Genomic DNA, 12,352 nt, shown 5'->3' with positions numbered 1-12,352 from the left:
TTCGTGAGTGGCTAGTGGCTGGTGGCTGGTGACTAGAAAAGAGACTAACCACTAGTCACTAACCACTAGTCACTTTCTTCAGGCTCATCTGTTGGCATAATATCATCGCGTAAATCTTCACCACTATTGAGCATTTCTGGCGACACGGCTTGGTTTGCCCGCAATTCTTCAGGACTGAGTTGCTTCATTTGGTCGTGAATCGAAGGCGGGTGTTTAATTTTATCCAGTACTTCTGGATCGAGTTGCGATGGATCTCCTGGGGGATTTTGCTTTTCTGCTCGATCTGGAGCCGTTTCACTGCTCATATCTAATTCTCACCTCTACACGCCCCAGCTTAAAAGCGATCGCCTTTAGGCACACACTATCTTGAGGCTTAAATTCAGTTGTCAGTTCTCAGTTATCAGTAACCAACTACCAACTACCTATTACCCATTACCCATTACCAACCAATCCCTAGCAAAATATGATAAAATTTTGATATAATTTACAGCTTTTTGGCAGCTAAACCGAAGATTTAGCAACATCTTGGGCATTATCTGCCGGAAATCGACAAATTTGGAGTTTTTTGCAAAGATATGACCATCATTCCAACCGATCTGCGGAACGAAATGTCGCGGTCTTACCTGGAATACGCCATGAGCGTAATTGTAGGTAGGGCGCTACCAGATGCCAGGGATGGTCTGAAACCCGTGCATCGCCGAATTCTTTACGCCATGCATGAGTTGGGATTAACGGCAGACCGTCCGTTCCGTAAATGCGCCCGTGTTGTGGGGGAGGTACTAGGTAAATATCATCCCCACGGCGATACGGCTGTGTATGATGCCTTGGTACGGATGGCGCAGGATTTCTCCATGCGATCGCCCCTGATTGCAGGGCATGGTAACTTTGGCTCGGTGGATAACGATCCCCCAGCGGCAATGCGTTACACCGAATGTCGCTTGCAGGCATTAACTGAAAATGCTTTGTTACAGGACATTGAAGCCGAAACTGTAGACTTTATCGACAACTTCGACGGTTCCCAGCAGGAACCGATTGTTTTACCTGCGAGAATTCCCCAACTTTTGCTCAACGGGTCTTCGGGAATTGCCGTGGGGATGGCGACAAATATTCCGCCGCATAACTTGGGCGAATTAATTGACGGTGTAGTGGCGCTGATTCACAATCCAGAAATTAGCGATCGCCAGTTGATGCAATATATCCCTGGTCCCGACTTCCCTACGGGTGGAAAAATCTTGGGAACGTCGGGGATTCACGAAGCGTTTACCACCGGTCGCGGTTCAATTACGATGCGCGGCGTGGCGGAGATCGAAACGGTCGAACAACGAGGACGACCGGAACGGGAAGCAATTATCATTACTCAACTGCCTTACCAAACTAACAAGGCAGCCTTAATTGAAAAAATTGCCGAACTCGTTAATGACAAGCGGATTGAAGGAATTGCCGATATTCGGGATGAAAGCGATCGCGATGGGATGAGAATTGTCATCGAACTCAAGCGCGATGCCTATCCCCGTGTCGTCCTCAACAACCTTTACAAGCAAACTCCGCTTCAAGCTAACTTTGGTGCGAATATGCTGGCGTTGGTCAACAACGAACCCCAGCTATTGACTTTAAAACAGTTTCTTCACGTCTTCTTAGAGTTTCGCGTTGAATCAATTACCCGCCGCACCCGTTACGAACTGAGGAAAGCTGAAGAACGGGATCATATCCTGCAAGGGTTACTGATTGCCTTACTCAACCTAGATGAGATCATTGCTGCAATCCGCAGTGCTGCCGATACAACTACGGCAAAACAGCAATTAATCGATACTCATGGACTATCGGAAGCCCAAGCCGATGCAATTTTACAAATGCAGTTGCGGCGACTGACAGCACTAGAAGCAGAGAAAATTCGTCAAGAACACGAAGATTTACAAGTCCAAATTGCCGATTTAAAAGATATCTTGGCACGGCGAGAGCGGATTTTAGAAATCATCGAAACTGAAATCACCCAAATCAAACAAGCCCACGCCACCCCTCGCCGCACGGAAATCGAACCTGCTGAAGGGGAATTCGATGCGATTGACTTAATCGCCAACGAGAAAGCAGTAATTCTGCTGACGGAACAAGGCTACATCAAGCGGATGCCCTTAGATACCTTTGAAGCTCAAAGTCGGGCAACGCGGGGTAAATCGGGGACGCGAATGAAAGAGGATGATGGTGTCGATCACTTCCTCACCTGCTGCGACCACGACAGCGTTTTATTCTTCAGCGATCGCGGTGTCGTCTACTCCCTCAAAGCCTATCAAATTCCCGTGGGATCGCGTACCAGTCGGGGCGTGCCAATCGTGCAAATGCTGCCGATCCCTAAAGAAGAAAGGATTACTTCCATCGTCCCAGTTAGTGAATTTACTAGCGAAGAATACTTGGTAATGCTAACTAAAGGCGGTTACATCAAGAAAACCGAACTCGCAGCTTTCACCAATATTCGGGCAAACGGATTAATTGCAATTTCCCTAGAAGAAGGCGATCAATTGCGTTGGGTACGTAGGGCGCGAGTCGAAGATAGTATTATCATCGGTTCTCGCTTTGGCATGGCAATTCACTTTAGAACCAGTCACGAACAATTGCGTCCTTTAGGTAGAGCCACCCGGGGCGTGAAAGCCATGAAACTCAAAGAGGGAGACGAACTAATCGGCATGGATATCATTGCCAGTGCCGTACTTGCTGCTTCCCATATGGAAGAAGCCGACCCCGCTGAAGCCGAAGCCGAAGAAACCGAAATCGTCGAAACCGAAACTGAGGAGAATGGTGAAATAGCTAATGCTACTCAAGGTCCTTGGGTATTGATTGTGACAATGGCAGGACATGGCAAGCGCGTCCCCGTCTCCCAATTCAAGTTGTACAATCGTGCCACCAAAGGCAAAATTGCGACGAAATTCAAGCAAAATCGCAAATTCAAAGACAAGCTAGCAGCCTTGATGGTAGTCAATGAAGGCGACGAATTGATGCTGATCACGACTCGCGGCATTATCATTCGTCAATCCACCGATGCCATCCCCCGCCAATCGCGCAGTGCGACAGGCGTAAGAGTACAACGCTTGGACGAAGACGATGCGATCGCGGCTGTAGCTCTAGTTCCATCTGATGTCAGCGATGAAGCGGCTGCGTGTTAAGAGGAGCGAGGAGCGAGGAGTGAGGAGTGAGGGGATCGCCTCTCCTTTTTCGCTGCTTATTGCTCTTGCTAGCGGTATATTAATGGGGCTTACCGTTGCCCCTGTAGGAGCTTGGTTTCTTGCCTGGATTGCCCTAGCTCCTCTGTGGGTATTGGTAGTTACAACCCCCAAACATTCCTCACTCCTCGCTCCTCACTCCTTACCCCTCCTTTGGGGCATTGGCTATCACGGTGTCGCTTTATTTTGGATTACAGGCATTCATCCTATGACTTGGATGGGTGTACCGTGGTTGAGTAGTCTGGCGATCGCCCTTTTCTGCTGGATCTTCATCACCCTCTGGGGAGCTGCCTTAGTAGTTGGCTGGGGCGTTGGCATGAAAGCACTGCTAAATTGGCGAATTCCCACTTTAAAATCCCTACTCCCAAACGCAAAAACACAAAAAACCCTTTGCGCCTTCGCACGCCAGTTGCTACAACGGAGGGAACCTCACGCCAGTCGCCTCAACGGGGAAAACCCCCGCACGGCGCTGGCTCCGCAACGCACCGGCTCGTCTTTGCGCGACAAAATTCCTCTTAGTCTCGTCCGCCTCCTCATCGGCGTTGCTCTTTGGTGCGGCTTAGAAAGCTTGTGGAGTGCCGGACCCTTGTGGTGGTCTTCGCTTTCCTACACCCAAAGCCCCCACAACCTACCCATTCTCCATCTCGGACAACTTTCTGGAGCAAGTGCTGTTACAGCTGCGATCGTCGCTGTCAATGGATTGTTTGCCGAAGCTTGGATTGCAGTTGTAGGGGGGCACAGCCGTGCGCCCATTCAGGGGAGTCGAAAAACATCTGTTGTCTTTTGCCTTTTGCCTTTTGCTTTTTGCCTTTTATTACACCTTTTGGGCTACAGCTTGTACAGCCGTCCCCTGATTCAGTCTCCAGACACAGTTCTCAAAGTTGGGATCGTCCAGGGTAACGTCCCGAATAAAATCAAACTTTATCCCGAAGGTTTTCGGAAGGCGATCGAAGGTTATACGACTGGCTACCAAACTTTAGCAGATCGGGGAGTTGATGCAGTTTTAACTCCAGAAGGAGCTTTACCTTTTCGCTGGAATGACGTTCAACGCACTTCTTTTTACTCCGCTGTCAAAGAAAGGGGCGTAGTTGCTTGGTTGGGATTGTTTGGCGACAAAAAAGGAGGCTATACGAACAGTATTTTTACCCTACTGAGTAACGGACAGATTTTTAGTCGTTATGACAAATCAAAATTAGTACCGATTGGCGAATACGTTCCATTCCAAGAAATTTTAGGTGGGATTGTTTCTCGACTTTCACCGCTTGACGAGCATCAAATAGCAGGTGCGCCAAATCAGTTATTCGATACTCCTTTCGGTCGAGCAATTGTCGGAATTTGTTACGAATCTGCCTTTCCCGAACGATTTCGCTACCAAGCTGCTGCTGGAGGGCAATTTATCCTCAGTCCCTCCAACGATGCCCATTACAGCGCTGCGATGCCAGCTCAGCACCATGCTTTAGATATCATGCGGGCGATCGAAACTGACAGATGGGCTGTGCGTGCTGTCAATACCGGATATTCTGCTTTTGTCGATCCTCACGGTAAGACAGTTTGGATATCGGGACACAATACTTATGAAATCCATTCCGAAACTATTTATCGCCGTCAAACCAAAACTTTATACGTGCGTTGGGGCGATTGGCTGACACCGATGTTGATGGTTGTGGCTGTTGTCGTTTGGCTGGTAAGGCTTGTTGGACAAGTTTAGGTTTTAGGGTTTTAGATCGTATATGAGAAGGTCGCGATCGCTCTATTCTAGAGGTAATTCAAATCCAGGTAAAATATCTTCTCCAGAGAGGACGGAAGGTAAAAATATGACTTCTACAGGCTGGTTGGCGCGATAAATTTCTACTTGGCTATTTTGAGGGTTAATTAACCAACCCAAACGCAAACCATTAGCCAAATATTCTTGCATTTTCTCTTGTAATGGTTTTAGCGTATCGGTGCGAGAGCGCAATTCAATTGTAAAATCTGGGCATATGGGAGGAAACTTTTCTCGTTCTTCTGGAGTTAGAGCCTCCCATCGTTCCAATCTTATCCAAGCTGCATCAGGAGAACGGTTAGCACCATTGGGGAGACGAAAAATTGTGGAGGAACTAAAGACTTTTCCTAGCTTGGTTTGACGATTCCAATTATTCAAATCTGTTATCAGATCTGCTTCTTGATTGCCGCTTTCTCCTCCTACGGGTGGCACGATAATTAAATCTCCTTTGGCATTAAGCTCTAAATTCAACTCGCGATTTGCCATGCACAGTTGATAAAACTGTTCCTGAGTCAAATGCACGATTGGTTCTAGATTTAATATCACCGTATCCATAAAGAATGGTAATGGGTAATGGGTAGTTGGTAATTGTTGGTTGACAGTTTATTCTCCCTTGTCTCCCTTGTCCCCCTTGTCTCATTTCTTCGCTTCCCAAGGCTTAACCTGTACTTCTCCCTTGGGTGTAAAGGTGACTTGAAATTGAGCTAAGGATTCTGGTGGCGTAGCACTACCAGCAGCAGGTTGGGATAGCAGGCGAGGTAGGGGAGTTTGCTGGACTTGCCCGTTGGATATGTCGTTAGTCGCAACATAGCCTTTAATCGCTCCATTAGCAGCTACGCCAACGCGGTAAACTAAATCTTGACCGAGGGCTACGTTAGGCTTCCACGCCGGTCGGAGTTGGTCGGTGAGTTTTTGCTGTAATTGCACCAATTGCAACGGATCGGTGATGGGTGGTGCGTTAGCAATGTTGGTAGATTGGGCGGATGGAGAGGTGGCTTCTGTAGGACGGCGGACAGCTTCGGGAATGGGAATTAAGAAAAAGGCGATCGCGGCTAGGGCTAATCCTGATGCGCCTACGGTGGCGGGTACGGCTTGCTTGACTAACTGCTGTCCCGATCGCACGTAGCGCCGCGAAACTGGAGCTAGTTGCAGCGTTAAATCTGGTAAGGTTTGATTGTCAGCAAAAAACTGATCGATTGCCTCTACTAAGTCAAATAACTGTACTGTTGTCAGCTCGACTTCCTGCGTCGTGCCTTCGGTGTGGCTATTTGCCTCTGATTCTTTATGACTTTCTGGCTGGACGGTCAAACGATGACGATCGCGATCGATTTTTTGCAGATGTACCAAGCTAGATTCTTTGTTGTGCGCTTCTGGGTGCGTGACGTGACTCAAAAATTCTTGGGCGTAACCGCTAACAGCTGTCACTAAACTTTCAAAAAAATCTCTACCACCAGTCAAGGTTTGTTTTGCCTGGATGAGTTGACACTCAACATAGGTCAAAATTGTGAGTACGGGTCGCCCGTCAAAGGATTGGGAGTCAGTCGCGCGATCGCTCAATCCCTCTAAAACCAGCGTGCAATTGGGCAGGCTGTACTTGCGCTGAATCGTCGTCATTCTACTTCCCCATCAAACAAACTAATCCACAACCGCTGCATTCCCGCCGTTCCCGTACAAAATAGCAATTGTTGCAGCAGTGTCAGTGCTAGTTCATCCAACTTTTCAGGGGAATTGTAAGCCAGTACCCCAGAACGACGAGGATTCATCCGACTGCGAAAATGCGATCGAAACCTTTCGAGATAATTAGACAAGCGTAAATTTTGTTCAAGTGGAATTCCTTTGTCACGCATTTGCTGATATGTCAATAGCAACTGTCGAATCACAGCTGTCAACCTGCGGGCTAAATCGGCGGCGATGACGACAAGTGCTTTAGCCTCTAGTAAACTGAGGTCGCGCCGAGCGTGCGATCGCCTCAATGGGTTCGTACAGCGCATTCGCCACAAGTTTACCCGATTTTTGACAATATCTTGTAGTTCTAGCTCCTGCGCTATTGCCAAGAATAATTCCGAACCACCAAGTTCTAGGGCTTCAATCGCCAGTAACATCAAATCAATTTGCAACCTCACCCTTTGAGGACAAGCCCTTTCATCAACAGGTGGGTTAGGTAAACTTTCCAGCATCAGGGGGAGGGATGGGACGGTTGAACTATCTAACGGATTCGCGCTTGCGGAGACATTCATCTTAACCAAAGATATACGAGTAAATAACTAAAACCAGCCTTCACTAGATTGGCAAAATTGGCGACTGACTGTCTACTTTTAGCATAGAAGGGAGTCGGGAGTCGGGAAGAAGGGGACAAGGGAGACAAGGAAGACAAGGGGGACAAGGGAGCAATTCTAGTCACTAGTCACCTGCCACTAGTCACTGATAACTGATAACTGGTAACTGATAATAAGGTTTCCCTGATTCTCGCTCGAAATTAGCGATCGCACGTAACAATTTAAAACATCTGGAATTCTAGTGTACGATTTTTCAAAGTCTTCCTAAGTCTGCCAATATAGATAGTTGCCGTTATACTCAGCCAGTCTCGCTGACAACCTATGGATCTCAAGTCCCTGATTCGCGATATTCCCGATTTTCCCAAGCCTGGTATTTTGTTTCGAGATATTACCACTTTGCTGCGCGATGCCGCAGGGCTACGCCATGCCATAGATAGTCTGGCTGATAAGCTGGATGGTGCGGGGTTAAATGCTGAATATATTGTAGGGATTGAGTCACGCGGCTTTATCATTGGTGCAGCTTTGGCTTATAAATTAGGCATTGGCTTTATTCCCGTGCGTAAACCTGGGAAGTTACCCTCTTTGGTTCACTCGGTTGAATACGAACTAGAGTATGGCATGGATAAGTTAGAAGTGCATCAAGATGCCTTGCAGCCTGGTAGTCGGGTATTGATTGTAGATGACTTGATCGCCACTGGGGGAACCGCCAGCGCCACGGCGAAGTTAGTGCAGCAAATCGGCTGCGAGTTGGTTGGTTTTGGGTTTATCGTCGAGTTACGAGATTTAGCAGGGCGGCGGAATTTGCCCGACGTGCCAATTGTGGCGCTAGTGGAGTATTAGTTAGCCTCCTGAGTCATGAGGACACGAGCTAAAGCCCATCTGTTAGCATAGCCAAGTTAGCGCAAAGTACTCATAGAGCTTACTTTGGAGTTGCTGGCAGGCTATCGCAACAGTAGCTAAGCTAAACCTGAGTTGTGTAAGCTACTCCAAAATATGTACTAGCCCAACGAAGATGGGTACAATCTCCTAAGATGAGAGTGCCAAAGACGAGATATGCCCAGAAAAGAAATACCTGATAGTGCGATTGAGTTAGTTGCCAAACACATCAACACAAGAAGCAACAAAAATTATGCTATTCCCGTAATTGGGCATGAGGACAATATAGAAACTCCTCAAATATTTGAAATTATTCCATTCGATCAAATTGATGATAGCGATAGACGATTTTACGCGATCGACGGTAGCTATAATAGTGAACAATTTTACAACGGCTTATGCATTGCTGTCTATGCGGCTGGATATGTCTGCTTTCATAAAGGTCAGCAGATTCGGATGAATTCATTAGACGATCCAATCATATTAGGTAAAGCATATTATCCACAAAATATTCTGATTACACGTCAAGACCATTTGTTTGCTATTTATGATGAGTTTTTAACTTTGCAACCAGTCAAAGATTTACTTGAGTTTTTAAATGAAGTTCCAGAGAAGATTTTTCCATACAAAAAAGAACAAATTTGCACTAACTTATCAACCTTACTAGGATTTTGTCAAGAAGTATTAGAGATAGCACTGGTTTTAGAAATTATTAATTTACCAGAAACAAAACCAGAAGATTTTATTTTACGAGATGGTACACTGCGACCTTTGCAATTAAAACAAGAATACTTAGTAAAATTAGGGAAATATGCTCATAAAAAGGGTATAAAAATAGTTGCTGTTACCAAGCAATCTCCTATCAAGATGGAGCTTTCCTACACATTTAAGCAGATTGATAACTACCTGCAAGATCAGCTCAAGTATGAGTATCCCTTTACAGAAACAGATCCGAAGCGGAAAAAGCTCTGTTGCTGGTTTGAGGTTCCTGACGTAGCTCTCAAGGCAGCATATCAAGGGGATATGTTTATTAAAAAATCTACTCGCGGAGGGCGAGGATTTGGGTTATTTTTTGCAGCTAGATTAGATTATGTTGAGAAGTTACAAAACTACGACTGGCTTATAGTAGATGCAAATATCTTTGATGCGATCCCGGGAATTGAATTAAACACCCTTGAAAGACATAAAACGGAGTTGGATATAATATTTAAGGAATTAACCCGCCTCACTCAAGAACATTATATTCTTGGCTATCCCTACCCACTGTGTGAAGTTCATAACTTTATATCATTAAAGAAAAATTTTAAAGAAGAAATAATAGCCCGTCTCAAGTACTCCCTTTATAGGGATCAAAGGATGGACAATGTTGATATTGAAAATCTTTTTCTGGATATGCATGAAAGATTTTAGGAGGAATTCTTATGGGAAAAGTTGACTTCGGTGTTCTTTACGGTCAGAAAACAACTGAAGATGCACTACTGATATATTCCTCTTATGAGGATGCTAAAGCTAGTCCACAAACTGGCGATTTTATTGTATTAACTCCAAAAGATGAGGGTAATACAAAATACCTCGCTAGGGTAGAGGCTGAAATATATGATGAAGATCCTATCTTTAAATCCCAGGATAAAACTTTAATCGCTGTACATTATGCTCGAATCGCAGAAAGAGAGCTTTCCGAACGAGACAAGCAAAAGATGTTCAGCTACACATATAAAGTGCGAATTTTAGGTACATTTACAGATAGTGGCTCTACGATCGCTTTCACAACGGCTGTGAGAAAACTCCCAACTGTTTCTTATATCGCAAGGCATTTAAATAAGCGTGAAATAGAATCAATCCTTAATAAAACAAATGAAAATGGTGCTGAAATTGGTTATCTCTGTGTAGGAGAAACAATTTTTGAAGATAAGGGACCTATCCTATTTAAAATTGACAAGTTGCGTAACAAACGCACGATGATATTTGCTCAATCAGGTTTCGGAAAAACCAATCTTGTTAAAGTGCTTCTCTACCACATGACTCGTGATACTTCATACGGAAAGCTGATTTTTGACTTGAACGGTGAATACTTTTTGCGTGGCACAGCTACATATCGTTTAGGAGATATAAATGAAGTGTCAATTCGAGATAATGTTGTTGTATATACCGATAAGAAACTACCAGAAGTTTATCAGAAGCAGAATCGATTTATTTCTGCTGGAAAAGTCGCTCTCAATATGCACAAGCATTTGGCAGTGGGTGACATATTAAGTTTTGGAGCTGGTTTCTCGGAAGTGATGAAATCTTTTCTTCTATATCTTGATGAAGACGGGATATCTAACTTTATTGAAAATATTGATGATTATGTTCAAAGTCCAAGTAATCTTTATAGGGATTTTTCCGACTTCTTTGGCGAACAAAAAAAAGACCCCAAGGGAAACGTTAAAGAAGATGTTTCTGCTCGAAAAACAATCATGGCAATTCGGAAAAGAATCCGCCATTTAATTGATGAAGGTAATTTACATTCTAGTTCGTCGAATCTTATAGAAGATGCATTCAAGTATTTGAAGCAAGGAAAGACGGTTATTATCGATCTATCTTTGAAAGATAATATGGATGCTAGTATTATTTCAACTATTCTGGTACGTAAACTTTTTAACAGTAACAAGGAAAAATTTACATCAGATGAACCAGAAGAAGTTGTCAATGCTGTCGTCTTTGTAGAGGAAGCTCAAAATGTTTTGTCTCAAGAATTTGTAAAATCAAATGCTAACCCATTTGTCAGAGTAGCAAAAGAAGGACGTAAATTTGGACTCGGCTTAGTTGCTGTTACGCAGCGTCCCTCTGCTATTTCTGACGAAATCCGAACTCAGGCAGAAAACTTTTTTGCTTTTCACATGGGTAATTCTGATGATATAAAAGCACTGGTGAAATCCAATATCAACTATGATGGAGTCATCTCAAATTTTATTCAACGTGAGACGATCGCAGGTAATCTATACATGGTTTCTTCGGATCAAGCCTTTGCCCTTCCCGTTCGAGTCAATGAGTTTGAAAAAATGGTAGAAGTAAAAGTTTATCGGGAGGCTAAACTCAAAGATTAATTTGAGACAGAAGTGAAATCTTACGAATTTTCAGATAGAAACGTGATGGAAGAAAAGCATAAACTAGCTCTTAAGCGAAAAATTCTTAAAAATCTAAAAAATTATGGAGTTATATGGAATGAAAAAAAGCACCAAGTTATTGTAGAAGACTTTAGAGAGGTTCAACGAAAATTAGCTCAACGGACAAACTCAAAAGGGCAAGAATATAGAAATAAAGTTCAAAAGTATCTTGCACAGCCATCAGATATTGATATATCTAAAATTAATCCTTATCTCGTTACAGTTGAATCTAGAGAAGAACACCAACGGCTTTGGGCATATGCTACATCTTATTGGTCTGTACCTGTTACAGTCGGTTATGGAAGGCGCATTCGTTACTTTGTCTTCGATCGTCATAATGATAAGTTGATAGGCATAGTTGGTCTTTGCGATCCCGTTATTGGTTTGGGTGTCAGAGATGATGAGTCTATCGGATGGACAAAAGATCAAAAAATACAGCGTTTGTACAACTGTATGACTGCATATATTCTTGGAGCAATCCCGCCCTATAACAAGATACTTGGTTCTAAGTTGGTTGCTCTTACTTTAATGTTTCCACAAGTTCGTAAGGACTTTTATCAAAAATACAAAAATAGCCCTTCTGTTATTACTGGAGAAAATAAAAAAGCTTATCTTATTTATATCGATACGTTAGGAGCATTTGGTAAATCAGCAATTTATAATCGTTTAACAAATTGGGAATTTATAAATTATACGAAAGGACAGAGTCATCTTCATATAACTGCCAACGGTAGCTGGGAATTAATTAGGCAGGTTGTGCCAAACGATGTTTTTGATACTTACGGATTTGGCGAGGGACCAAACTGGAAAATGCGTATTTTGAAAAGAGGGCTACATGAACTTGGATTATCTGAGGATATGCTTAGTATTGGATGGCAAAGAGGCTATTATCGTTGTACTTTAGCTGAAAATTGGCAGGAATATTTGTTGGGAGATACAAATCGGGTGAGCTGGAAAAGCTTTAATCAAAGAGATTTGGTGAGCTATTGGCACGAAAGATGGGTCACTCCTAGACTTGATATTTTACAAACTAATTTAGAGTTAGAACCTGAGAGATAGAGAGGCTGACTCATACTTAAG

10 protein-coding genes are annotated in these 12,352 nt (G+C 43.9%); 6 read left to right on the top strand and 4 right to left on the bottom strand.

Going from position 1 to position 12,352, the window contains the following annotated elements; all coding sequences use genetic code 11:
* Nucleotides 1-65: 65 nt before the first annotated feature.
* On the bottom strand, nt 66-305 hold the full coding sequence (locus tag DSM107010_RS05000) for a hypothetical protein (protein WP_015154673.1): 240 nt from the start codon (nt 303-305) through the stop codon (nt 66-68).
* 270 nt (nt 306-575) lie between these two features.
* Between DSM107010_RS05000 and gyrA the strand changes: the two genes are divergently transcribed.
* Together gyrA and lnt are read left to right on the top strand one after the other, a co-directional pair.
* Nucleotides 576-3,155, top strand: a complete 2,580-nt coding sequence (gene gyrA / locus DSM107010_RS04995; protein WP_106167590.1) for a DNA topoisomerase (ATP-hydrolyzing) subunit A — start codon at nt 576-578, stop codon at nt 3,153-3,155.
* A gap of 82 nt (nt 3,156-3,237) precedes the next feature.
* Nucleotides 3,238-4,920: an apolipoprotein N-acyltransferase gene (lnt, locus tag DSM107010_RS04990; protein ID WP_373425471.1), complete on the top strand. Its 1,683-nt coding sequence runs from the start codon at nt 3,238-3,240 to the stop codon at nt 4,918-4,920.
* A 42-nt stretch (nt 4,921-4,962) separates the two neighbouring features.
* Here lnt and DSM107010_RS04985 read toward each other — a convergent pair whose 3' ends face one another.
* The 3 genes from DSM107010_RS04985 to DSM107010_RS04975 all read right to left on the bottom strand — a co-directional run bounded on the left by DSM107010_RS04985 (nt 4,963) and on the right by DSM107010_RS04975 (nt 7,211).
* On the bottom strand, nt 4,963-5,529 hold the full coding sequence (locus tag DSM107010_RS04985) for a Uma2 family endonuclease (protein WP_015154676.1): 567 nt from the start codon (nt 5,527-5,529) through the stop codon (nt 4,963-4,965).
* Nucleotides 5,530-5,610: 81 nt separating this feature from the next.
* Nucleotides 5,611-6,588, bottom strand: coding sequence for a DUF4335 domain-containing protein (locus DSM107010_RS04980; protein ID WP_106167589.1), 978 nt, complete (start codon nt 6,586-6,588; stop codon nt 5,611-5,613).
* Complete coding sequence (locus DSM107010_RS04975; RefSeq protein WP_015154678.1) at nt 6,585-7,211, bottom strand: DUF3038 domain-containing protein; 627 nt, start codon at nt 7,209-7,211, stop codon at nt 6,585-6,587. The genes DSM107010_RS04980 and DSM107010_RS04975 overlap by 4 nt, the downstream gene beginning before the upstream one ends.
* Nucleotides 7,212-7,571: 360 nt before the next feature.
* Between DSM107010_RS04975 and DSM107010_RS04970 the strand changes: the two genes are divergently transcribed.
* The 4 genes from DSM107010_RS04970 to DSM107010_RS04955 all read left to right on the top strand — a co-directional run bounded on the left by DSM107010_RS04970 (nt 7,572) and on the right by DSM107010_RS04955 (nt 12,331).
* The gene (locus DSM107010_RS04970; protein ID WP_015154679.1) at nt 7,572-8,090 is read left to right on the top strand and encodes an adenine phosphoribosyltransferase; all 519 of its coding nucleotides are present in this window, start codon (nt 7,572-7,574) and stop codon (nt 8,088-8,090) included.
* Between the two features lie 213 nt (nt 8,091-8,303).
* Nucleotides 8,304-9,536 carry a DNA double-strand break repair nuclease NurA gene (locus DSM107010_RS04965; protein WP_106167587.1) on the top strand — a complete coding sequence of 411 codons (1,233 nt, stop codon included), beginning with the start codon at nt 8,304-8,306 and terminating at the stop codon, nt 9,534-9,536.
* Between the two features lie 11 nt (nt 9,537-9,547).
* Nucleotides 9,548-11,212, top strand: coding sequence for an ATP-binding protein (locus tag DSM107010_RS04960; protein WP_127022490.1), 1,665 nt, complete (start codon nt 9,548-9,550; stop codon nt 11,210-11,212).
* Between the two features lie 45 nt (nt 11,213-11,257).
* Nucleotides 11,258-12,331: a Druantia anti-phage system protein DruA gene (locus DSM107010_RS04955; protein ID WP_106168687.1), complete on the top strand. Its 1,074-nt coding sequence runs from the start codon at nt 11,258-11,260 to the stop codon at nt 12,329-12,331.
* The last annotated feature ends 21 nt before the right edge of the window (nt 12,332-12,352 follow it).

It is taken from the genome of Chroococcidiopsis cubana SAG 39.79, assembly GCF_003991895.1.
Taxonomy (GTDB): Bacteria; Cyanobacteriota; Cyanobacteriia; order Cyanobacteriales; family Chroococcidiopsidaceae; genus Chroococcidiopsis; species Chroococcidiopsis thermalis.
The sequence above is the reverse complement of the archived record's forward strand: the minus strand, read 5'-3'. Positions and strand labels throughout refer to the sequence as shown.